At 49.8% G+C, this 23,280-nt stretch carries 16 protein-coding genes; 5 read left to right on the plus strand and 11 right to left on the minus strand.

Features of this window, described 5'->3' with window-relative positions:
* Positions 1 to 390: 390 nt before the first annotated feature.
* The 3 genes from ACSR9A_RS21650 to ACSR9A_RS21660 all read right to left on the minus strand — a co-directional run bounded on the left by ACSR9A_RS21650 (position 391) and on the right by ACSR9A_RS21660 (position 2,644).
* The gene (locus ACSR9A_RS21650) at positions 391 to 1,407 is read right to left on the minus strand and encodes a Gfo/Idh/MocA family protein (RefSeq protein WP_473759418.1); all 1,017 of its coding nucleotides are present in this window, start codon (positions 1,405 to 1,407) and stop codon (positions 391 to 393) included.
* On the minus strand, positions 1,404 to 2,174 hold the full coding sequence (locus tag ACSR9A_RS21655; protein ID WP_473759419.1) for a sugar phosphate isomerase/epimerase family protein: 771 nt from the start codon (positions 2,172 to 2,174) through the stop codon (positions 1,404 to 1,406). The genes ACSR9A_RS21650 and ACSR9A_RS21655 overlap by 4 nt, the downstream gene beginning before the upstream one ends.
* A gap of 113 nt (positions 2,175 to 2,287) precedes the next feature.
* Positions 2,288 to 2,644, minus strand: coding sequence for a cupin domain-containing protein (locus ACSR9A_RS21660; protein WP_473759420.1), 357 nt, complete (start codon positions 2,642 to 2,644; stop codon positions 2,288 to 2,290).
* Between the two features lie 210 nt (positions 2,645 to 2,854).
* Here ACSR9A_RS21660 and ACSR9A_RS21665 point away from each other — a divergent pair, with 210 nt between their 5' ends.
* Together ACSR9A_RS21665 and ACSR9A_RS21670 are read left to right on the plus strand one after the other, a co-directional pair.
* Positions 2,855 to 3,409, plus strand: coding sequence for a helix-turn-helix domain-containing protein (locus tag ACSR9A_RS21665; RefSeq protein ID WP_056038465.1), 555 nt, complete (start codon positions 2,855 to 2,857; stop codon positions 3,407 to 3,409).
* Positions 3,410 to 3,465: 56 nt separating this feature from the next.
* Positions 3,466 to 4,440, plus strand: a complete 975-nt coding sequence (locus ACSR9A_RS21670) for an aldo/keto reductase family protein (protein ID WP_473759421.1) — start codon at positions 3,466 to 3,468, stop codon at positions 4,438 to 4,440.
* A gap of 158 nt (positions 4,441 to 4,598) precedes the next feature.
* Here the strand turns inward: ACSR9A_RS21670 and ACSR9A_RS21675 are convergent, their stop codons facing one another.
* Positions 4,599 to 5,813 (minus strand): MFS transporter, encoded by a 1,215-nt coding sequence (locus ACSR9A_RS21675; RefSeq protein ID WP_473759422.1) that lies wholly within the window; start codon positions 5,811 to 5,813, stop codon positions 4,599 to 4,601.
* A 229-nt stretch (positions 5,814 to 6,042) separates the two neighbouring features.
* Between ACSR9A_RS21675 and ACSR9A_RS21680 the strand changes: the two genes are divergently transcribed.
* From ACSR9A_RS21680 to ACSR9A_RS21690, 3 genes are read left to right on the plus strand one after another with little or no spacing between them, the layout of a single operon-like run.
* On the plus strand, positions 6,043 to 6,414 hold the full coding sequence (locus ACSR9A_RS21680) for a YhjD family protein (protein WP_473759423.1): 372 nt from the start codon (positions 6,043 to 6,045) through the stop codon (positions 6,412 to 6,414).
* Positions 6,411 to 7,679, plus strand: coding sequence for a DNA polymerase IV (locus ACSR9A_RS21685; RefSeq protein WP_473759424.1), 1,269 nt, complete (start codon positions 6,411 to 6,413; stop codon positions 7,677 to 7,679). The genes ACSR9A_RS21680 and ACSR9A_RS21685 overlap by 4 nt, the downstream gene beginning before the upstream one ends.
* A complete protein-coding gene (locus ACSR9A_RS21690) occupies positions 7,676 to 8,011 on the plus strand; it encodes a YolD-like family protein (RefSeq protein WP_473759425.1) in 336 nt (111 codons plus the stop codon). The genes ACSR9A_RS21685 and ACSR9A_RS21690 overlap by 4 nt, the downstream gene beginning before the upstream one ends.
* 8 nt (positions 8,012 to 8,019) lie before the next feature.
* Here the strand turns inward: ACSR9A_RS21690 and ACSR9A_RS21695 are convergent, their stop codons facing one another.
* From ACSR9A_RS21695 to ACSR9A_RS21725, 7 genes are all read right to left on the minus strand, one after another.
* Positions 8,020 to 9,609, minus strand: a complete 1,590-nt coding sequence (locus ACSR9A_RS21695; protein ID WP_473759426.1) for an alkaline phosphatase family protein — start codon at positions 9,607 to 9,609, stop codon at positions 8,020 to 8,022.
* A gap of 217 nt (positions 9,610 to 9,826) precedes the next feature.
* Positions 9,827 to 10,726, minus strand: a complete 900-nt coding sequence (locus ACSR9A_RS21700) for a carbohydrate ABC transporter permease (protein ID WP_473759427.1) — start codon at positions 10,724 to 10,726, stop codon at positions 9,827 to 9,829.
* 24 nt (positions 10,727 to 10,750) lie between these two features.
* Positions 10,751 to 11,662: an ABC transporter permease gene (locus ACSR9A_RS21705; RefSeq protein ID WP_473759428.1), complete on the minus strand. Its 912-nt coding sequence runs from the start codon at positions 11,660 to 11,662 to the stop codon at positions 10,751 to 10,753.
* A gap of 45 nt (positions 11,663 to 11,707) precedes the next feature.
* The gene (locus tag ACSR9A_RS21710; protein WP_473759429.1) at positions 11,708 to 13,330 is read right to left on the minus strand and encodes an ABC transporter substrate-binding protein; all 1,623 of its coding nucleotides are present in this window, start codon (positions 13,328 to 13,330) and stop codon (positions 11,708 to 11,710) included.
* 350 nt (positions 13,331 to 13,680) lie between these two features.
* The gene (locus ACSR9A_RS21715) at positions 13,681 to 15,954 is read right to left on the minus strand and encodes a helix-turn-helix domain-containing protein (protein WP_473759430.1); all 2,274 of its coding nucleotides are present in this window, start codon (positions 15,952 to 15,954) and stop codon (positions 13,681 to 13,683) included.
* Between the two features lie 182 nt (positions 15,955 to 16,136).
* Positions 16,137 to 17,471: a DUF2515 domain-containing protein gene (locus ACSR9A_RS21720; RefSeq protein ID WP_473759431.1), complete on the minus strand. Its 1,335-nt coding sequence runs from the start codon at positions 17,469 to 17,471 to the stop codon at positions 16,137 to 16,139.
* Positions 17,472 to 17,864: 393 nt separating this feature from the next.
* The gene (locus tag ACSR9A_RS21725; RefSeq protein WP_473759432.1) at positions 17,865 to 23,198 is read right to left on the minus strand and encodes a pectinesterase family protein; all 5,334 of its coding nucleotides are present in this window, start codon (positions 23,196 to 23,198) and stop codon (positions 17,865 to 17,867) included.
* Positions 23,199 to 23,280 lie beyond the last annotated feature (82 nt).

The raw sequence follows: 23,280 nt of genomic DNA on the forward strand, positions 1-23,280 counted from the left end.
TTTAGCTTTTTTTGTGATTTACGTATGTAGGCGGACAGGAAATGCCTTATCGGTCTCAATATCTCGGCAAAACAGCGATTTGGGGAGTATTAGGGGCTTCTGTGTCCGCGAGGCATCCCCTCAATCGTTTGCTAGAGGAAATAGCGGATTGGGTGTCCGCCAAAATGGGTTGTTCTTCAAATCAACACTCGAAGGGCTTATCGGGCAAAATAAGGCACGAGGTTTTCGCTGCTGCGAAAACCCCGCGCCTTATTTATTTCCCCTCAACTGGCCACAATCCTAACTGACTACCATTATAACCAAGTTCCTATAGATGTCTTTTTGCAGCCTTTTCTGCTTTTGCAGCCTTTTCAGTTCGGGCAGCTTTTGCAGTTGCAAGCTCTACCTGCTCTACCCTAGCAGTCCTTCCTGAAAGGCAACGACCTGATTATTCTTTGCCGACTCGTACGCCCCAGCCAGCAATGAAACCGTATGCAAATTGTCAAACGCACTATTTTCGGCTTCCACGCCAGTCTCCAGCCAGACGAGCAGCTGATTGAGGCCGTCAAATATCGCCTCCTCAATCGGCAGCGCGTGCTCCCATGTCTGCACCGGCTGCGGATTCCAGTTCGGCTCTCCGCTCGGGTCGCGGCGATACAGCCCGATCGTATTGGACGAAGTGCTGAGCACGCCTTCGCTGCCAAGCACGACGAGATCATTTTTATGAAACGGACTGGAGAAGCTTTGGGTAAAATGGGCGCGCACGCCGTTGTCAAACGTCATCAGCACGGTTGCATCCGTCTCCCCTAAACAATCGACCGCCTCCGAGGAGTAGGCGCTGCAATAAATGGAAGCCGCCTTGGCATCCGCAATTCGGCGCATACCATCAAACCAATGAATGGCCATGACGGATAAGGCGTGACGCTCCGTATTCACTCGCCAGCCTGCATCCTGCCGATAGAACAAGGAATCAAATTGAATCGATTCCAGCTTGCCGATTGCGCCTGACTTGACCAAATCGCGAATAAAATCAAATGAATGATGCTTGCGGAAATTTTGATTAATGCACACTGGAACGTTCAGCTGCTTGGCAAGCTCTGCTATTTGCTGCGCCTCGGCAAATGTGTCGGCGAAAGGCTTTTCCAGAAAAACCGGAATGCCCGCTTCCAGCAGCGGCCGCATGATGCTTCCACGTATCGTCGAAGGCGTACAGACCACTGCGGCATCTAGCCCGCTATGCGCTAGCATTTCCGCAAGATCAGTGTATCTTCCCGCAATGCCGAACTCATCCGCCCGCTCCTGAGCGGCCGCTTCGCTTGGGTCGCAAATCGCAACGACCTCTACGCGATCCTGATGATTGGCGTAGCCTCTCAAATGCAGCCGCGTGACAGCCCCTGCACCAACAAATCCAATTTTATATTTTTTCATTCCGCCACTCTCCCCATACCTGATTTCATAAATGGCAAGCATTGCTGCATGCCCATCACTATCTCACCGCCGCTTTCCTCATCCGCCGATATCCAGCCCTCGTAGCCTATACGGTGTACTTCCGTCATAATCGGCTGAAAATCGATCGAGCCCTCTCCTAAAATCCGATATTCGCCAGCCGCAAAATCCTTCATATGAAAATTATTGATGAATGGCGCAAAGCTGCGAATAACCTCCGCCACATCGGTAATGCCCGACTTCACCAGATGCGCCGTATCGACCGTCAGTCCAACCCCGTCCTCCGGCCGCAGCTCGCTGAAAAAGGTATCAAAATCCGCACGGTGCATCACCGGCTGATCATAATGATGATGCAGCGACAGCTTGAGTCCGCTGTCCTGCGCCTCCTTGCCTAGCTCCGCGAACAAACGCGCAAAGCTAGCGATAGCTTCCTTGTCCAGCCCCGTCCTTGGGACGCTGTGGCAGTAAACAATTAGCTCCGTGCCCACCTGCTTCCCAAAGCGAAAAATGCGGCGCAGCTCTTCCTTGCTATCTTCGCTAAGCAGCGTGCCTCCCGTAATAAGCGCCGATGCGAGGCCCGGCCGCTGTCCCCAGCGTTCCAGAAACCGCTCCGGCTCCTGCACGTGGGGCATATATTGATTCCATTTAAGCTGCAAGCCTTCGTAGCCCGCAGCCTGATAGCTGTGAATTAGTGTTTCCTCTTCCGCTGTCCCCGCTGTTGGCCGGGAAAAAGCATACCGGATTCCCACTTATCGTCCCCCCTGCTTTCTACGTTCTGCATTGTCCGTTCTACGTTCTGCCTTCTGCTTTAACAAGTCTATGCTCTGCTCATACTAGGTCGCCCAACGCTCGAAAGGCCGCTCTACTCGCCTACCGTTTCCCGATCGACTGCGGAATACGCAATGATCATCCGGCAGGGCTCCCAGCTCGTTACCTTGGCATGATGCAGCACATTTTGCGGAATACGCAGTGCCATGCCTGGCTTCAAATGATATATTTCATCCCCTAGCGAATGGTCGCATTCGCCCGACAGCACAAAAATAATTTCCTCACAGTTTGGGTGCCGATGACGCCCATTTTCCTGGCCTGCATTAATGTATACCTGCCCAAAAGTCATTTGGCCCGCAGGATCGATTTCTTGCCCATATAGCCATGCTATTTTGCCCCAGCCCATATCCAGCACGTGCTGCTCCTCATTTAAATCCGCCGCTTTAACCATACTGTCCCTCCTTGTTTCGTGCAAGCCTTCCATGCTTTCCGCACTTCAATTGCTTGACACCTCAACACTTCAAGCATTTAGCTCAAGGTGATTGCAGGTTTATTTTAATTCAACCAAGTTGAATTATCAACAACTTTATTGAACCATTTTCAACTCAGTCCTTTTATGATACGATAGAGGGCAAGTATGACAAATAAAGGTGTGTGACTGATGAGCCTCGGCAAAAGAATCCGGCTGATCCGCATGGAACAGAAGCGAACGCAGGAAGAAATTGCAAAACAGTGCGGCTTTACGAAGAGTCTCCTGTCCAAAATTGAAAACGATCTATCCGCTCCTCCGGTGGCGACACTGATGAAAATTGCCGGAGCTTTAGGCGTCCGGGTGTCCGACCTTATTGAAGAGCAGAGCGCCAATGCGACCGTATTCAATTCTAGCCTGCAGTACAGCGATAAAGACAGCTGGCTCCGGACAGACAGAGGGTATTCCTTCTACGCGTTTGCCAGCGAGCGCAGAGACAAGCTGGTCCAGCCTTATTTGATTACGGCCCGCAAAGGCGAGGTCAAGCCGCACGGCTTCTCCCATGAGGGCGAGGAATTTATTTATATGATCAGCGGCGAGATGACGTATAAGGTTGGTGCGACTGAATATTCGCTGCATCCCGGGGATACGCTTTATTTCAATTCGCTGGAGGAGCATCTCCTCTGCCCCGTATCGGACGAAGTGACGTACATGGCTATCTTTACGCAAAAATCACTGGAGCAATAACGGCGGCTGCCAGAGACGAGCATTTATTTTTTCAATGAAAACGGAGGAATCAGGGTATGAAATACAGACGCGTTGGTTCAAGCGGCATTAAAGTAAGCGAAATCGGTCTTGGAAGCTGGCTCACCTACGGTACAGCTACCGAGCAGAAAGCGGCTGACGCTTGCATTCAGCAAGCCTTTGAAAGCGGCATCAATTTCTTCGACACTTCCAATGCCTATAACCGCGGCGAAGGCGAGCGGGCGCTCGGCGCTGCCCTGCGGCCTTTCGAGCGTTCCAGCTATGTGCTTTCGACGAAGGTCTTCTTCAATATGGGTGACGGTCCCAATGATGGCGGCTTGTCACGCAAGCATATTATGGAGCAGTGCGATGCCAGCTTGAAACGTCTGGGCACGGACTATATCGATATTTATTTTTGCCATCGCTATGATCAGAATGCTCCGCTGGAAGAGACGCTGCGGGCGCTAGACGATTTGACGGCACAAGGCAAAATTTTGTATTCCGCTGTCAGTGAATGGAGCGCCGCTCAAATCGCTGATGTGACCGGCATTGCAAAGCGGCTGAACCTGCGTCCGCTCATTTCCAACCAGCCGATCTACAATATGTTTGAGCGATATATCGAGCAGGAAGTCATCCCTGTCAGCGAGCGGGAAGGCCTTGGCCAGATCGTCTTTTCGCCGCTGGCACAAGGCATTCTGACCGGAAAATACAGAAAAGGCCAGCAATTGCCTACAGATAGCCGCGCTGCCAATGATTCGATCAACCATGTGCTGAAAAGCTATTTACGGGACGATGTCCTTGACTGCGTAGAACAGTTGGACGGGCTGGCTAGCCAGCTTGGCGTCTCCATTTCCCAGCTCGCGCTGGCATGGGTACTGCGCTTGCCGGGCATCAGCTCCGCTCTAATTGGCGCGAGCCGTCCACAGCAAATCGTCGAAAACGTCAAAGCTGTCGAGCTGGAGCTTTCGGCAGATGTTGTCCAAGAAATTGAAGGCATTTTGGAGCAAGTGAAGCATTTCGCGCCGCTTAGATAACAGCTGCGTGCGCTAAATTCTGCTGCGTGCTGTATATTTTCCAAAAGAAGAACCCCTCTCCCTGATCAAGCAGCGTTCGGCTTGCCGAAACTGCTATAGCTCAGGAGAGGGGCTTTTTTTTCGTTTAGAGAACGGTGCTTTTCTTGGCTCTTGCTCGCTTAAAGATCAGGATCAATCCCTTTTGTTTCTTTACCTAGAAAAGCAACCGCCAGCGCACCGCATACGATCGCCACAAAGAAAATAATGAACACCGTTTGAATCGATGTGCCGCCTGCCACGAGCATCCCCACCATGTAAGGGCCAATGATGCCCCCGATCCGGCCAAAGGAAGCGGCAAAGCCTGCTCCCGTTGCGCGAACCGCCGTCGGATATTGCTCCGGCGTGTAAGCATACATCGCTCCCCAAGCGCCAAGGTTGAAGAAAGACAGGCAAGCTCCGGCAGCAAGCAGCATACCTTCTGTCGTCGCGCTGCCGAACCAGATGGCACTTACCGCCGTCAGCAGCAAATAGGTGACCAGCACAAATTTGCGCCCCAGCTTCTCGATGAAATAGGCCGCTGTAAAATAGCCCGGAAGCTGTGCCAGTGTAATGAGCAGCACATATTGAAAGCTTTTGACCAGCCCGAAGCCTTTCAGCACCATCACGGTCGGCAGCCACAGAAACATGCCGTAATACGAGAAAACGACCGTTAGCCACAGCAGCCACAGCATGATCGTGGAGCGGCGATGCTTCGGCGACCAAATCGCCGCCAGCCGCTCGCGCAGTGGCAAAACTTTCCCCTTTTGCGCCACATATCGCGGTGAATCCTCTATTGCTCTGCGCAGATACAGCGCGTACAGTGCTGGAACCGCTCCAATAATAAACGCCGCTCGCCAGCCATAGGCCGGTATAATAAAATACGAGACGAGCGCAGCGACAATCCATCCGCCTGCCCAGAAGCTTTCCAGAAGCACAATCGCTCTCCCTCTGTCCTTCACGGGAACCGACTCGGACACAAGCGTCGAAGCGACGGGCAGCTCGCCGCCGAGTCCAAAGCCGCCTACGAAACGCAAGAGGCACAGCACGGTAAAGGTGCCCGCCAACGCGGACAGGCCGCTCGCCGCCGAGAAAATGAGCAGCGTCCACAGCAAAATCGTCCGGCGTCCGTAGCGGTCCGCCAGCGCCCCCGCCGCTGCCGCTCCCACCGCCATGCCGATGGAATTAATTGCAGTCAGCTGTCCGATCTGCTCGGTGCCAAGCCCCCATTCTACGCTCAGGGCAGCCACGATAAAGGACAGCATGCCGACATCCATCGCATCGAACATCCAGCTGAGCCCGGCGCTGAACAGCAATTTGCGTTGTTTTTTGTCTTGCAGCAATGATGCCTGTTTCATTTTGTTCTAACTCCTTATGTAAGCATGTGATTTATTTATCATCGCATCTTCTGCCTTATTGGACAAGCTTCATTATTATAACCACCCCGCAAAACGTTAGCCCCTCTCACTTCCCGAAGCAGAATCCAAGCTGGTCGAAATTACCTGCCTGCGAAACCTTGCATAGAGAACATACATTCGGTATATAATACAGCATACGAATAAACGTTCGCGTCATGGTGGTGTAGCTATGAGTGTCCATTCAATCATCGAAACGGAAGAGGATTTGCTAATCATTAAAAAGCATACCTTGCTGCCGATCCTTCTCGAAATGTTAGCTAGGGACATCAACGAATTAAAAATGCATCGGAACAAAATTATTTATAATCATATCCTTTTTTATCTCAATGAAATGGAACAAAGCATCTATCTTGAACTGCAAAGCATTAAGAAACAAATGAAAGAACGGAATATTAAAGCGTTAAACACCGAGATGAATGCGCGGGGGGTCCATGTTGAATATAAAGTTCGCGGTTATATCCACCATTTCACCATGCTGAGAAGCTTAGTGAAAGCTGAGCTAATGACCATGCTGATGAATATGCGGAGGCGGTTGGAATGAGGGAAACAGCTGAAAGGGTTATATTGCTCGCAGATTGTCAAAGTTTTTACGCAAGCATTGAAAAAGCCAGCCATCCGGAGTGTAAAAATAAACCCGTTGTTGTGGCTGGCTCTGTTGAGCGCCGATCGGGCATTATTTTAGCGGCTTGCCCCATTGCCAAGCAATACGGCATAACGACAGCCGAACGGCTCGGAATCGCTTTAAATAAATGTCCGGAGCTTGTCGTCCTGCGCCCCCGCATGCAGCATTATATCGATGCCTCTATAATGATTACGGGCATTTATCAGGAGTTTACGAATCTGGTTGAAATTTTCAGCATTGATGAGCAGTTTCTGGACATTACGGCAAGCCTCCCTCTTTTCGGAGACCCTGTTACGATAGCCAAAGCCCTTCAACAGAAGGTTCTCCTGCAGACAGGCGTATGGATAAGGGTAGGCATAAGCTCCAATAAAATGCTTGCTAAAATGGCCACGGACATCTGGGCAAAAAAGAATAAGGATGGTATCTTTACCCTCCCTAAAACAGAAGTCGAAGCTTTGCTGTGGCCGCAGCCGGTCCATAAAATGTTTGGAGTCGGCTCACGCATGACCACCCATTTCACTCGTCTTGGCATGCATACAATAGGCGATATTGCCAGAACGCCGCTTCCGCGTCTCAAGGATCGGCTTCGCTTTCGCTTTGGCAAGCAATCCGATATTCATGCCGAGGTGCTGTGGCGAACGGCCAACGGCATCGATGACAGCCCGGTTACACCTGAAACCTTCAACACCCCGCCAAAATCGGTTGGCCATATGATGACTTTGCCCAGAGATTATATGGAGCCATGGGAGGTAGATACCGTTTTATTAGAGCTGACCGAGGAAGTTTGCGGCGATTGTCGTCGCAAAAAATATATGGGCCATGTCGTCACGGTCAACTGCATGTGCAGTCCCTACGAAGCGCCTACCGGATTTTCGCGCCAAATGAAGCTTCTCGATCCCACAAACCATACCAAAACGGTTTTTGAAGCGGTGAAGCAGCTCTTTTATAAATATTGGGATGGCATGCCTGTACGCCGGGTCGGTGTGACCATCAGCCAGCTCATGGACGATCAAAGCTATCAGCTCACCCTCTTTGATGATCAGATCAAGCTTAGAGCACTGGAGAAAGTGACAGACAGCATCAAAAATCGATACGGAAGCACCGCCATTGTAAGAGCTTCATCCCTTACTGCCGCAGGGCAAGCAGCGGATAGATCCATAAAAATCGGGGGGCACTACAAATGAGCAAAAAACTTGAAAAGAACGGGCTCTGGGAATCTAGCCGCATGATGCTTCCACAGCACAAGGAAGCTTACATCCTACACCAGCAGAATTTGCGAAAGAACTCACGTCCACAATTGGATGATCAAGAAACAGAACGGCTATTCAGAATCATCGCTGAATCAATGCTGTTCAGGAAGAAGGTTACCTTGGTTTTATTCGGAGAATTTGACAATTTGGAATTAACAGGAGTAGTAACAAAAATTGATCAGCAGCAAAAAAACGTCAGACTCGCTCAAGGCAATGATTTTGTTTGGATAAACATAAACAATATGATTGATGCTATGTTTTATTAGTTTAAAGCTTACCCATTCACCAATTGCAGAATCCAGTCTTTGATATCAACGATCCGCAGTGTTTTGGGCCGTGTATTCGTTCCGGAAATGATTAATGGGACAAGGGAATCTTTTTCATGCAGTGAACCATGAGATCCCCCTCCGATGTGGGTAGTGGAACTTTCACTGACGAGTTCATATCCGGGTTGGACCGTGACGACAACGTATCTTCCTTCATGAGAATGCATTGCCCCGTATAACCTCGCCAAAACGTCAGGATATATTCCATACTTGATCCGTTTGTTATTTATCGTAATATCCACAAGGTCTCCCGGTTCGCCCGATAATGTCCACGACTGCCCATATTCATCGCTGAGATTTCCTCCGGGACGATAAGAAAAAGTGTTACCATTTTTCCCCGATGTAACAAGGATATTTTTATCGTCTTTCATGGCAATGATATCGAGTTTGTCCTCATTTTGCAAAAGCTTCACGACATCGGATAACTCCACTTTTGCATCAATCGCATAGACATAAGCCATCCGTTCATTAGTGGAAATCACAATTTGGTCCTCGGTTTTTACAGGTTGATTTAATTTTGCGATGCGGTAATCGTTCAAAAGCGGCATCAATTCAACAGTTGCTGCCTGCCGATCATCATAAACAGCGCTTTGCGCACTGTCACCCATGACGATCCATATAGCATTTTTTACAGCCTGCTCCCACGAACCGTATGCGTTAAGCACGACTTGCAGCGCTTGATCCGCTTTTTCAATTCCACCCAACTGAGCTGGGCCCTTTTTATGCACCGAATGATCATTCTCCGGGAAGTATGCGATGGTTACGTTTGGAAGTTTTTTTTGATTAATCAGAAAAGCAGTGTCTTGAGCGGAAAACTCATTATTCATCCCGTATTTTTTCCACAAAAGAGTGTTCCAGCTATTGTTCGGATCCAGTTGTGCAAGAGCTGCATAGGAAAACCATTTAGGTCCTGTTACTATCAATTGTTCTGGCACACGGTTGCTGTACGTTATGAAGTGAGGCACGTTTAAGACATGCTCCGTTCTCCCTCTGAAAACAAGAGCATTGATTGAAGCGGATTCTTTTCCTTTGTCGGCCAACTCTTCATGAATCGTTTTTGTTTTTTTGCTCAAGTGAACTTGGTTTAACTGATAAACAGCTTCCATAAATACTTGCAGTTGATCTATCTTCAACGCTTCTTTGGCACCATTTCCGTAGAAAATCATGCGTTTCTCTTTGTCGCTGTACCAAACAAGTCCGGGCACATGATGTCGGTCTGCATACGTTCCCGTTAATAATGTGCTGTCGACCGTAACGGACATCGTGGGAAATGAACTCACAACCTGCGGGAAATATTGCCCGTTTTCAAGGAGATATTGCATTGCGGGTGCACGGCCTTCTTTAATCGCCTCTTGCAAAGGCTTGTCCATTAAAGAATCAACCAAGATAAATATGACAGGTTTGGCATTTTGATTTTCAGCGATATGGAACTTGACACTTTGTTGATTGATCTGTCGGCTGGAGTCCGCCCTGCAACCGATGATCAGAAAACTTAAGCTTAGCACTAGAAAAATGGCAATTTTATTGTTTATTTTCATAGGTATACTCCCTCCTTTAAAAACAAAATTCCCCTCATTATCTTTTTCTTATATCTAAAAAAATATTCCAGATTGAGAATTAAAAAAATGGATTCGTATACAAATGAAAACCAGCCATCTGGTTCGTTATGGCTGGTTTGAACTCCATCTTCTGAGCTAAGGGGATAACAGGCAAAAGGACCACCGGGCAGCAGCCTGCCGCAGTGGTCCCCCGCTTTTACCCTTTGATCGAACCGATCATAACGCCCTTCTCAAAATACTTCTGCAAAAACGGATAAAGCACTAAAATCGGCAGCGTAGACACGATAATGACGCCATACTTAATCTGATCGGCGTATTTCTGCGCGTAGCCACCGGAGTCGCCGCCTGTCCCCGCTCCACTCGCAAACACTTGGTTCGACAATAAAATGTCGCGAAGAATAATTTGCAGCGGCTTCAGCTCATTGTCCCGAATGTAAATTAGCGCCGTGAAAAAATCGTTCCAATGCCCGACCAAATAATACAGGCCAATGACCGAGATCAAAGCTTTGGACAGCGGCAGCGCCACCTTTACAAAATAGACAAAATGCGAGCAGCCGTCAATTGCGGCGGCCTCATAAAGCTCCGGAGGCAGCGTCGATTCAAAAAAGGTACGGGCGATAATTAAATAAAACACATTAACGCTAAACGGTACGATAAATACCCAAGGCGTATTCGTGAGATGCAGGTCCTTCATCAGCAAATAAGTCGGAATGAGTCCCCCATTGAAAAACATCGTAAACACGAACGCAAACATAATATATTTTCTCGCCTTAAACTCCTTGCGTGACAGCACGTAGGCAGCAGGCAGCGTGAACAGCAAATTGACTAGCGTACCCACGGATGTGTAAAAAAGCGTATTGCGGTAGCCGGTCCATATGCGTTCATCCTTAAAAATTTCCCCGTAGCCGAAGAAGCTCGTTCCTTTGGGGAACAGCAGCACTTTACCGGTTGAGACAAGTGTCGAGTCGCTTACCGACGCGATAATAATAAAATAGAGCGGGTAAGCAACCGTCAGGAAAATAACGGCACAAACAACGACCAACACGATTCTAAACAAAATTTCACCGCCGCCAAGACGCGGGCGTATTCTTTCCATTGCAGTCCCTCCTTCCGCCGCAGGCTAGAACAGACTCGTGTCGGACACGCGTCTGGAGATAGCGTTCATCGTATACAGAAATATAAAATTAATGATCGTATTAAACAAGCCAATAGCTGAAGCATAGCTGAATTGGTTGGACACGATCCCCATTTTGTAGACGTAGGTCGCTATAACCTCAGATACGGGCAAATTCAGCGCATTTTGCATCAGAAATATTTTTTCAAAGCCTGTACTCAAAATGCCCCCCATGCTTAAAATGAACAAAATGACGATCGTTGGCATCAGCGCTGGAAAATCGATATAACGTATCGTCTGCCAGCGATTTGTTCCGTCTATTTTGGATGAATCATAGAGCTGGGGATCGACACTTGAGAGCGCCGCCAAATAAATAATGCTATTCCAGCCGCAATGCTGCCATATATCCGAAATAACATAGGTAGGTACAAAAGTGTTGCTTGAGGCAAGCAAATTGATATGCCCCAGCCCAATCGCTTTCATTAAATGGCCGACGATGCCAGTCTCAGGGGAAAGCAGCACGTTCAACATGCCGACAAGCACGATAACCGAAATAAAATGAGGCAAATAGACGGTCGTCTGCATGACATTTTTGAACGATTTCCGGCGGATCTGGTTCAGCACCAGCGCGAGAATAATCGGAGCGGGAAAGCCGATTATAATCGTAGCCAAACTGATTAAAAACGTATTTCGCATTAGATCGCTGAACAGATAGCTTTCAATGAACTGCTTAAAGTAGAATAGCCCCTTCCATTCTCCACCAGTCAGCCCCTTGCTGAAATCGTAATCGCGAAAGGCCAGCTGTACGCCATACATCGGAATGTAATTAAAGATAAAGATAGTCGCAAGCGCCGGCAAAATCATCAGCCACAGTTGATAGTCACGCTTGACGGCGCCAAGCTTCATTACTGAACGCATCGCCGCGCCTCCTTTCATGAGTAAGCCTGCGTTACCGCTTGCCTCTTACAGCTTGCTTACAAATTCATCGTAGTACTTCTGCATCATTTCAACATTTTTATCAAGGCCGGCCTTCTGGCTCTCCTTCACATAAGCATCCCATTCCGCCTCAATTCCGCCTTTCGTAACCCATTTGGCGAACGTCGTATTGGCCAGGTTCATTACATTCGTATTGTTTAGGCTCATCGCATTATTGTCTTCATTCGTATATTTAACAAAGGTGCCCGGATAAATATCGATCTGGGAATCTACTTGCGCGAGAGCATCCTTAAGCGGCTCCGACTGGGTCAGCACCTCCTGCATATCCTTGCCGAGCGTCAAGTCGATTGAATCTGAAATATAGAAAGCGCCATTATCTGCCCAAGTGGACGTCCATTTCCAGGTGCCGGGGTCCATCTTCGTATCCTTTGGCGGAAGCACCGCATAAGAGCCATTGCCCTTGTCCTCAATGTTAGGACCAATCGACCCGAACAGCACTTGAATGCCAATTTCCGGCTTATACAGCTCGTTAATGAAGCGCATAGCTGCTTCCTTGTTTTTCGTTTTGGCGGACATCACAATATTATTGGCGCCATAATTCAGCGTATAGCTGTCATAGCTCCAGGATACTGGCCCCGAATAGCTCGCAGAGGATTTAAGCGGCGACATCGACGTATACTGCGGAGCAAGCTGCTCCCCGAATCGATCTGATGCCACCCAGCCCCACGTAAAGCCAACCTTGGCCGTATCGCCTTCCCCGCGGGCCACAGCCTGCAGCTTCGTATAATCGTGAGTGAATACCTCAGGGTTAATAAGCCCAGCCTTGTACAGCTTGTTTAAAAATATAACGAGCTCCTTATAACGATCATCGGTTAGAAAATTTTTCACCTTGCCGTCCTCAACGAAGTAGCCTTGTCCGCTCACATCGGAGGACAGCGTAATGCCCATACCGCCTAGCAGCACAGCCGGGTTAAAGAAGCCGCCGATCCCGCCCGACCAGTCCATCGGAATTTCATCATTTGGATCTCCGTTGCCGTTTGCATCCTTCTCCTTGAAGGCTACCAGCACGTCATACAGCTCATCCCATGTAGTAGGCATCTCTAGGCCAAGATTGTCCAGCCATTTCTGATTAATGTATTGTCTGTTAACCGTATCCGGCCAAAATCGCTGATACTTCGCCAGTCCATAAATTTGACCATCACGCTGCGTGGAAATTTGTTTGGTTTCCGGCTTCTCCTCGAACATTTTCTGAACATGGGGAGCGCCTTCAACTAACTCGCTCATGTCCTGAAATAAACCTTTAAATTGGGCAAAATCGGCATCTGTAATCACATTCGGGCCAACGAACAAATCTGGGACGTCACCGCTAGCGAGCATCGTTCCTTTCTTTTGCCCCCAATCCGCAGTTATTTCTTGCCACTGGATGTCTACACCAGCCGCTTCCTCTATCTGCTGAAGCCACTCCATCTCGGCAAGCGGCTTCGTTAGCGGATGCTTGACGATAACGCCAGTCAGCTTAACCTTCGATCCGCTTTCCCCCGCGCTTCCGTTCGGGTCGCTAGCGTTTCCTTCATTAGAGCCGGAACATGCCGTCAAGAGCGTCGTCCCGACCACCAGCACCGACAACATCGTAATGATCTGCTTCTTCATGCGCATTACCCCCGTTATTCATTTAGTCTGCCGACCCGTTTATCCTGCTTGCTCACGATTCAAGGAGCAAGCCTGCTGCCTGCATCGTCTCGGCCCCCTTACTCTAACCGTTCTGCTGCGGGCCTGTATACAAACAGTTTTTGACCAATCAACACTTTTTGAAAACGCTTTATAACTGATTTTGTAAGCGATTTCAAAGTGAGCATGTACCTTTTTTGAAATTTTGCATATGCTCAAAAAGTGTACGTTCTACCTGAAAAATGGTCTACGCCAGACAGCTCCCTTTGGAAGTATGTTTCAAAAAAAAGCTGCCACCATGCCCAGACGGCACAGCAGCAGCTTTGTCACACTTATTTGCAAGAGTCCCGATATTGACCTGGAGTTGTGCCAACCATTTTCTTGAAGGATCGAATAAAGCTTGATGTATTCGAGTAGCCTGTCTGCTGGGCAATAGAGTCCAGTGTCCCTCCTGTGCTGCGAAGCAATTGGATCGACTTCTGAATGCGCAGCCTATCGATATACTCCTTAAAATTATGGCCAATTGTTTTTTTGAAATGATAGCTGAAGCCCGACTGCGACATGCTGAAGTGGTCGGCGAACGTTTGCAGAGAAAAATCAGCGTCAAAGCCCTTTTCCGCAATGACGGCCAAAATTTCCTCTTGGGTTGCGGTGCGGGCAGCAGGCAGCGTCTCGCGAATAATATCGCATAGCTTGCTGCTGCTTTCTCGCATAATGCCCACCATCTGCTCAATTGTGTAGCGGTGCTGGAAGGCTGCATCCATAAGCCTGAGCAAATTGCCGTCATCGTGACGAAACCTTTGCAGCCCGCCCAAAATAATGCTGATCGTATTCGAATAAACCGTTCTGATCATATGCGGTGGCATGCCACTGCTAACGAGATAGTCGATGATTTTCTCAAGCACGGATTGCACGACGTTAGGCTCGTTTTTGAGAATCGCCATCTCCAGTGATTGCAGCAGCTCGGCAAAATAAGAAACCATCCCATTTTGCGAAATTTCGATGTCGCCAAACGCCAGCAGCTCGTCCTGCTGGCGAATACGCAAATATTCAGCGGCACGTACCGCCTGCAAATAGGACAAATGTACGCCTTCAGGCGATAGCCCGCTCTCAGCCAAGCCGATGCCAATTAACACCTCTCGCCCCAACTGCTCCTTCAGTTGGCTCTGCAAGCTGGCCAAGTAAGCCTTGACGGCAACTCCCTCATGATGCGAGCAGACAAATATCCATTCCTGATTGTAAATGCTTGCGAAGAAATGACCCGCAAATGTTTCAGGCAGTTGCTGTTCCTCCTGCCGCAAAAATTCGGATACCTCCTCCATATCCCCCTTACTGGCATCGAAAGAGAGGACAGCAGCTGTTACCGCAGCGCGGTTTTTAAATACCCCGTAATCCGCCCCTCGCGAATGAAAAGCTTCCCAAGTAGCATAATGTCCACTGACGAGCTCGAACAACACATTATCACGCAAAATCGGCAGCGATCTCTGCACCCGTTCATCCAGCCTCGTATTCGTTAAGGAAAGCTCGTCCAAGGCGTAGCGAATTGTATCGACTTCGTTCATTCCGCCTGGCCCTCTGTCCTTATGCTTGAACACCTCTGTGGCAAAGCCTACAAGCCGCTTGATCGGATGATAGTTTTTGCGAATCGAAATATAAATAACGATCCCCTCTACCATTAGGATCAGCAGAAGAATAAGTATCGTGTTCCACTGGATGGAGCGAATATCCTGCAAAGATTCGGTGACGGGCAGCATGCTGACATATTGCCAGCCATTTTTGTCCGATACATTATGTGAGACGATATAGGATTTGCCGTCAATCGTCTGAATGGTTGAACCTGCTTCGCCTGCACCAAGCTGCTTAACCATCTGGCGGAAATCGTCCTTCTCGCTGTATGCCGCTTCTTTGGACGCAACGAGCTTATTCCCCTTCTGGTCAAAAATATAAAACTCGCCATTATACGATTCAGATACCGAATTCATCATGCGAATAATCGTTTCCTCTTTCACAAGAATGAGCACCGAAGCTGGCGAATGCTCCCCGCCCAGCGGCATCGGCAGCATAAAGGTTAGCATCCTGATACCATTATTGCCCGGAACAATGACATTTTCGGCCGGTCTGACCGAAGGCAAGGTGAGCTTGTCCAGCTCCTGAAACATTTCATCATGAGGCCATGATTCATAATAATAGCCGACGCCACGATTAGCAAAATCATCTACACTGTAGACACTGCCCGTTTTGGCGAACAGGTAGCCGATATTTTTGACGTATAACAGCGTGTTGTAGATAAAAGCATCGGTTGCATTATATTTGCGCATTTCATTGGCAATAACGATACGCCGATAATCGTCCTCCATCGCCATGTACATTCTCATATCCCCATTGCGCATTAATTCCGAGGGCAGATCATAAACATAGCGGGTAAAAATATCAAGAGAGGTCATGAACTGCTCCGTTACATGGGCGTTCCATTCCATTTCCTTCTCCTTGGCCGCTTTGGTGGAATAAGGATAATAGTAGAGCAGAATGCTGACGATCGGCAGCAGCAATACCAGCACATATGAAATTAGAAATTTGGCCAATAAGTTCACTTTTATTTTTTTCAAGCAGACCCGCCCTTCCGTACCTCCCTATGAACAGATAAAGAAAACGCTTACATATAAGAAAAGAAAACCAGCCTCTACATCCCCTAGCTTGCCTATGTATTCCCAGTGTGGAATTCGCGGCCGCTCCTTTCTCATTTTATAGGATCAGCTTCACCCTTTCAACCATTCGTTCACACGATGAATTATGGCTTCCACTGCTGAGAAGCCAGCACAGCCAGTTCAATTTTGTTCAGCAGCAGGCTGTATTCATTGGTCATTTCAAAAGAACGCGGCAGCGGCAGCTTTTGAAAATAGGGAAGCACCTGTGCTGCCTGCCGGAACCAATCGCCAGGCTCAGGCGCCTCAAACTCCCGATCTGGCCAGACGCTGCTTAGCTCCGGGCTGAATAATGGAGCAGCACCAGATGTTAGCCGTCTCCCCGATAGCCGCTCCTTATAAGGCCTCTGTGGCGGATCACGCCTGATCGCTGCAAACAAATGAGCGGCATAATCCGCTCGTGAACCCGTGTGACGGATGGCCTGCGCGAAAGCAAAGGCGCCGTCATGCACCTCCGGCACAGCGAAAAGCAGCGCATACAGCCGTTTGCCAAACTCGATTCGTTCCTTCAGATTGTCGAAGCTTTCCAAAACAAGCCCCGCAAGCTTCATTTCCTCACCCGCGGACCGATAGCAAAACAGAACCGCATTAAGCTGCAATAATGACTGCAAGCCGAAAAAAACCGTATCCAGCACCTCCTTGCGGAAAAAAGGATGCTGCACAATTCGGATTTCAATGTAATTTTGCTCATTTACAATAAGGGCAACCGTCAAAACGGCGGAATCGCCGCTCTCCCAAAACATTTGCCAAACCGGGACCATAAAGCGGGACACACCCAACTGCGGCAGCAAATGAAACAAAGGACGCCCCGCTTTGCAGCTTGCCTCATACAGCAGCAGCTGCGGATAAGCATCCTGAAAGATCAACGCATTCGCGCGCTCCAAAAAGCGGAATACAGCCTCGCGGGCGGATCGGCCCAGTAAGTAAGGCAGCCACTCCCCTTGTAAATCGGTCATATTCCAGCCGCCATTGCGTGAAACCAAATGGGCAAGCAGCGCCCAGTGCAGCTCCGGACAACGTTCATAAATCGCCAAATAAGCTTCCGTTCTCGTCACATTGTTGCGGTTCAGATGAACAGCGTCTGCTCGGATCGTGGCAAGCAGCACATGATCGGCTGGGCCCGCAACCGCAGCCGCAGCCATGCTCTCGGCAGCGTCAAAATTGCCATTAGCATTAGCATTGGAGCTACCAGCTTCCTGCTTCTGCTTCTGCTTCTGCTCAAGCTGCGTCCATGAGGCTGCAAGCTTAGAGACGATTGAAGGCTGCATAACAAGCGGGTGCGCTTCTGCAGCCATTTTTTGCGACTCGCCAAAGCTATGCCACTTGCCAACCGCATACTGCCAAGCATCTGCCGGCAACTGGATGCAGCGCAGAAGCCACGCTCTAAAACCGCTCCCAAGCTTTCCGCTCGCGCCTCCCATGAGCTCTCCTCCATCCTTTATCGCTAACTTCCTATTCCAAAAGCTGCAATTATGCTAAAAAGATAGTCTTGCCGGAAAAGAACAGCAGTATCCGCCAACGACTCCACCGATGATTCCATCTTGTAGCCGGCCCCTTCCCCGCATAAAGGAGCAACGGGCTTTTCATGACTCCTTTTGAGAATGCTCGTTTATTCCAATAAAAACTTCTTTGTTCCATCCGCTTCCAGGCCCGCTGGTAAGCGTTGTATTATTTTTATCAGATGATTATGTATATTTTGGTTTTGCACAAAAAAAACCTCTTAATAGAGGGAAAGAAAAAGGTACAACCTACTCCTGCTTCTCGAGTGGTTGTACCTTTTAAATTAGTTTGAAGGGCAGATGCCTTCTTGGGGGTTAAGACAGCCGCTCGCTTAGTCTGACTATAATCGCAATCATCTCAGCTCTTGTCAGCGCTCGGTCAGGCTCCATTGTCGACGCAGAGACGCCGTAAAGCAGTCCCGCCCTCACAGAATATTCAATGCCTTCCCGGTATGGCGAGCTAGCAATGTCGGCAAATGTCTGCGCATCTCTGACAGGCTCAAGACTGCCTCCGGTCGTTTCGTAGATCACCTGCGCAAGCAGCTCTCTGGTGATCGGCTCCTCTCCCAGACTGCTGGCAGCCCTCAGCGTCTGCTCGCTGAGCTTTGCGCCGATCGAGGCTGTGGCGTAGAAGGACCAGTGCGATTCGTCTGTTACGTACCGCTCGACCGTACTTCTTGGCAGCGAGCTAGCGACCAGACCGCTTCTCATAAGCACGCGGTCCAAGAAGGTGAAAGCATCCGCTGTTCGGAGCGGCTGGTTCGGAGCAATCGTGCCATTTGGCATGCCGCTTACTAAGCCAAGCCTAGCGGCCTCACGGATAGAGGCTAACGCCCAATGTCGATCATCTGCGTCTTTGAAGCTGGCGCTCGTTGTGAACGGGAGCTTGAGCACGCGATAGCGGCCTTCAATATGGATACCCAGCGCCTTCAGCGCTTCTACCGGATTCGCGGCAATGACGGCCAGCTCCTCGTTCGTAAACGCATGATTCGTCAACGAGGCAAGCAGCTTGATCGTTAACCCTTGCTCGGAGGACCAGGTATACGGCAGAAATTCCTCTATAGAGGTCGCCAGCTTCTGCTGCTCTGCGTCGCTCAGCTTCTCGAAAGCGGCCTTGACCTGAGCGATGGATGGCTGCTCGCCGCCGCTCGTGCCGACGGATGTATTGCTGCTGCCGTTTCCTTGATCATTTCCGTGTTGGCCTCCGCCTGACGACGGCGTAGTCGGCTGGGTCGGATCAGAGGAATCGTTGTAGGAGGTTTTCGCCCACTGCACCGGCAGCAGCTTCAGCTTGCCAGCTCCTGCATACGGAAGCACTAGTCTGTTCAGTTGCTCTGCTTCATACAGCTGATAACGATAAGGAAGCTTGCTCTTAAATGCGGTCGCATCCAGCGTAAGTCTGGCCTGGGACTCGTCAGTTACTGTCAAGCTTGCTGGAATCCCATTTAGAGTGTATAACGTGTCGACAGCGCCTATATAACCGGCTGGACTCGCCCCATTGCCGCTTAGCAGCGCTTTGACAATACCGCGAATATCGGAATTCTCAATTAGAACAGAAGCGCCTACGGTCGAGATCGCACCATTGCTGACGACCTTTGATTGTGCTTGTTCGCTTGCAAGTGACTGGCGAAGCGTCAGCAGCGCGGACGCGTCCATAATCGTGTTGTATACATGACCGGAGCCTGCACGGAGCCGGGGCATCCGGTCCATGGAGTTCAGGTAATAGTTGTTGGCCAGCGTAATTCTTAAATTCCTTTGATTGGCTTCCGTATCCGAAGCGCCGATGAGGTGAGTTTTCTTCTGCGCCGCCGCAAAGGAGCGTGCTTGCTCCTTGGTCATGCCGAACTCGGTCAGCAGCTTGTTGTAATAAGGATATTGCTCTGGACTCGCCTCCAGCAGCACCATCATATCGTTGAAGAACGAGCCTTCGCTTTCTGGTAAAAACCGACTCCACGAAATCGTAACATCGGTTGTGTCTGTGTCTACGGCTTTTTTCATGTCAACGATGCCGTCATATGCTTTATAGAAGGTGCTGTGATCGATCCATATGCCTGTACTGCCCTCCTGAACAGTAATGTAATCCCAATCATTGCGGTCATAGTCGCCGCCCGTCTGCTCGTCCCACTCCCACAGCTCGTCGAACACCAGATTCCGAATAATGATATTGCTTGAGCTGTTGATTTCTATCTTGACGTGTGTCAGCTTTGCTCCATTCTGAGAAAAAATCGTGAGACCGCTCATTCCCTCAAGCCGGAGTGTAGAAATGCCAGATTTTTTCAGTGTCGGATGCAGCAGCGGCTGATGCTGGGCCGGCTGAATGAGTCTGCCGTATTTCGTAATTGCATCCCCGATTTCCTCGGAGCCAAGCGCAATATCGCCGAGCAGCTCAATGACTGTTGCCTTACCTGTATTCTTCGCTCTGGCGAGTGCACTTAGCAATTGCTCGGCAGTTGCAACCTTATGGTAGTTCTCCGATGTTTCCAGCAGCAGTCCGCCGCCCGTTACCTGCCTAGACGCTGCGTAGCCCTCCAGAGCATAGCGGCCAAGTCCGGTATCGTCGGAGGAGTTAGGGTTAGCTTTGTCAAACACATAGGTAGACTCGATGAACTTCTCCTCTGTGACGGTTGTCATATTCCCAACGTAGTCGCCTTGTGCTCTTGCAATAACCGTCTCATAAGGGTCCCACCCAAGAAAGGAGGACGTGAGCATATTCTCCGCCTGGGTCTTTGAAATTTGTGGTCGTCCGCTATGAATCGCAAAGCCGTCCCCATAGGTGTAGTATTCATTAAAGCGGGCCTTTACCGCCAAGTTCCCGCTCATATCGGTATACGGTGCTTGCTTGTTCACAATCCCGCTCATATACATGTTGATGAACGTCGCGGCTCCATCCGGTCCCCAAGGCCGAGCGAGCAAATATTTCGTGCCGGAGGCTCCTTCCTCGGCCATGATCCGGCTATTGTTGAAAATATAACCGTATGGCTTGTCGGCAGCCGTTCTCGGAGCGGTTACGTAGCCGCTGTTCTTCGTGGCATGGTATCGGAACACGATATCCGAATCATTGAATAACGCCTGCGCATCTCCGTAAATAAAGTCTACATTGCCAAGAATGTAGCTTTTGTAATAATATTGACGATTTTTGCTGGCATACAGCGTATCCTGATAGCCGAGCAGCTTCACATGGACAAAGGTGCTCTGATCCGCATCTACCCGTAACGCATCGGCTGATTCGTTGGATTTGGAGCCATCCCCCAAGTAGCGGTACGTATTCTCAAAGGTCAGATTCTCTGCGGAGAAGTTCGCAGCGCTTTCCAGAATATATACCGCATTCCTATCTGCGGTGCTGCCACCTTCCGGCGACAGAACCGGATCGTAGAAGTTGATATTGACTTGATCCCGATCCTCGCCAATCAGGCTGATGTTAGGCGCAGAAATTCTAAGGTGCTCGTCGTAGCTGCCTTCCTTGATTAGAATAACGGCGCGTTCCGAATTATCGGCAGGTACGGCATCAACGGCTGCTTGCACAGTGCTGTACAGCTTGACACCGGGCTGCTCCTCCGACAGCCCTCCTTGCAGACCCTGATAGGCGGCATCGACAATCGCATCGTAATGAGTTAAATATACAAAGTTAAAGGACGATCTGGTCGTATTCCCGCTCTGATCCGTGAAGAGGAGGGTAACATCATTGCGTCCCTGCTTCAGCAGGGCTCGGAAGGCGAACGCTTCCTTCGGGTTCAGCTTGACCTGTTCCTGCTCGACACTGTTGACAAGCAGTCTCAGCGTGCCGCTGCGGTCGACGACACCCTCAAGCGTTGCTTTGTCCGCAAACACCGTGTCATACGATTTTTTCGTGATGAATAGTTCAGCCGCTGCGTCTTCATATACGTATTCTCCCGTATGCCCCGCAGAAGGCACGGACAATACCGGTACCGAGCCGTTGCTGGAATTGATCGCCGAATTCGCCACTACGTAGTAATAATATGGCGTTTCATTAATGACATCTGTATCTGTATAGGTTGTTGCCATTAATTCATTGGCCAGCAGAACATATTCGCTCTGATCGGAAGATCTGCGGTAGATGGCGTATGTGGCGGCCTCATTCACGCTGTTCCAATGAAGCGTCAGCTTTCCGTCGCCGCTCTCGATTGTGGCGACGGGGGCTTCCAGTGGCTCGACTACTGCAACCGTGGCGGATATGACCGGCTCCGTAAGGATAGTGCCTGCTATGCCGTACACTTTGAACTGATAGAGGCCGCTTCCCTCTACAGCTGCTGTGTAGAAGTTGTCCTTCAACTGGTCGGCGATAATCTTGTAGGTTGCTCCGCCGTCGGTTGACATTTCGACGACGTAGGCTGCATCATCATCAGCACTTGGCGTATCGCCGTTCCAGGATAAGGAGATTTGCGTTCTGTCCTCAGACAGCACGGGCTGTGCAATCCCCGTTGCCGTCGGTGCTTCACCGATGGCGGCATAAGCATCGTTCTGGTCATACAGCACATTCCCTTGCTCATCCTTGAACACAAGATTTCGAATAACCACCTCGACATTGGAGAAAGCGAAGCCGTATTTCAGATTTGCCGCTGCTCCACCATCCAGCGCAATATTCCTATATTCAATTAAAGCGCTGTATGTTTGCTTGTTAAGAGTTGCCTCCGAATACCAGCCGCCAGCCCGCTTCTGATTGACCATGCGAATCGTATCGCCAATTTGATAAGCAAGGTCCATGCTTCCCGCGCTTGGCGTATTCGGGCTTCCGCTCTTGCTGTACACATTTCGGAGGGTTTTGTTCCCCCTCATCCCAATGGTTGCGATTCGCGAGATGCTATTCCCGCTGTCGAACATGCCGAAGAATACGCCCTTATTGCTTGAATTGCCGACTGACTTAATCTGAATATCCGCTTCAATCGTGGCTGCATCCTCTCTCGCGTCGAAGACGTAATAGCTGATGCCGCTCAGGGAGCCGATATTCGCATTGCCGTTCGCATGCCCGACAATAAGCCGCTGTCCTTGAGGAGCAACCGTCAACGTATTGTCCGGGTCGATTTCAGCGGGCATGGCCGGCTGCACTTTCACATCAGGCGGGCTGCCCAGCGCTCCGGCATGGTCGGCGACCAGATCGAAGGAGTAGTCGCTGGAGCTAGACGGTGTCTCAAACACGCTCTGATCCTTCACATGGACACGGTATTCAGCCGGATAAGTGGTCTGATCTGCAAACGTGGCAACAAGCTCGTTCGTGCCCGGCACGATGGCAAGCTTGGATACGACAGCTGTACTCAGATTGGTCAGGTCTGAGTCGTCTAGCTCGTTGCCGCTCAGATCCAGACTTATTGAAGCGCTTTCACTTTTAGCGTAATACACTAGGCCCGTTGGAATTGTAAGGGATGAAGCGGATTCGGCTGACAGTGCACCAGTAACATTTACAATGACATTGCCAATCTTCAACGAGAAATCCTTTTGCGCCCAGCTCTTTAACTCAATCTCTTCGCTTGCGCTGGAAATCTCCGGTTCCGACAACGTTCCAAGGGAGACTGCTTCCTCCCATTCTTTCATATCACTGGCAGCCGCCGGCAACGGCACAGCAGCGAGTAGCATAGCACCCGCAAGTGTCAGCGCTGTCCATTTCCTGCACACGTTCCACAATCTGTTAACCATCTGATCGCCCCTTTCTCTTGCATTTTCTGTACATGATTCCATTCTATGGGCGAATGCTAATCCAACTCAACGGCTGTCACCG

This window comes from Paenibacillus sp. R-74696 (genome assembly GCF_055814915.1).

Coding starts and splice junctions, on each gene's coding strand:
- ACSR9A_RS21650 (WP_473759418.1), bottom strand. CDS start 1,407: ATGAAAAAATATAAAATTGGATTTGTTGGTGCAGGGGCTGTCACGCGG.
- ACSR9A_RS21660 (WP_473759420.1), bottom strand. CDS start 2,644: ATGGTTAAAGCGGCGGATTTAAATGAGGAGCAGCACGTGCTGGATATG.
- ACSR9A_RS21665 (WP_056038465.1), top strand. CDS start 2,855: ATGAGCCTCGGCAAAAGAATCCGGCTGATCCGCATGGAACAGAAGCGA.
- ACSR9A_RS21670 (WP_473759421.1), top strand. CDS start 3,466: ATGAAATACAGACGCGTTGGTTCAAGCGGCATTAAAGTAAGCGAAATC.
- ACSR9A_RS21675 (WP_473759422.1), bottom strand. CDS start 5,813: ATGAAACAGGCATCATTGCTGCAAGACAAAAAACAACGCAAATTGCTG.
- ACSR9A_RS21680 (WP_473759423.1), top strand. CDS start 6,043: ATGAGTGTCCATTCAATCATCGAAACGGAAGAGGATTTGCTAATCATT.
- ACSR9A_RS21685 (WP_473759424.1), top strand. CDS start 6,411: ATGAGGGAAACAGCTGAAAGGGTTATATTGCTCGCAGATTGTCAAAGT.
- ACSR9A_RS21690 (WP_473759425.1), top strand. CDS start 7,676: ATGAGCAAAAAACTTGAAAAGAACGGGCTCTGGGAATCTAGCCGCATG.
- ACSR9A_RS21695 (WP_473759426.1), bottom strand. CDS start 9,609: ATGAAAATAAACAATAAAATTGCCATTTTTCTAGTGCTAAGCTTAAGT.
- ACSR9A_RS21700 (WP_473759427.1), bottom strand. CDS start 10,726: ATGGAAAGAATACGCCCGCGTCTTGGCGGCGGTGAAATTTTGTTTAGA.
- ACSR9A_RS21705 (WP_473759428.1), bottom strand. CDS start 11,662: ATGCGTTCAGTAATGAAGCTTGGCGCCGTCAAGCGTGACTATCAACTG.
- ACSR9A_RS21710 (WP_473759429.1), bottom strand. CDS start 13,330: ATGAAGAAGCAGATCATTACGATGTTGTCGGTGCTGGTGGTCGGGACG.
- ACSR9A_RS21720 (WP_473759431.1), bottom strand. CDS start 17,471: ATGGGAGGCGCGAGCGGAAAGCTTGGGAGCGGTTTTAGAGCGTGGCTT.
- ACSR9A_RS21725 (WP_473759432.1), bottom strand. CDS start 23,198: ATGGTTAACAGATTGTGGAACGTGTGCAGGAAATGGACAGCGCTGACA.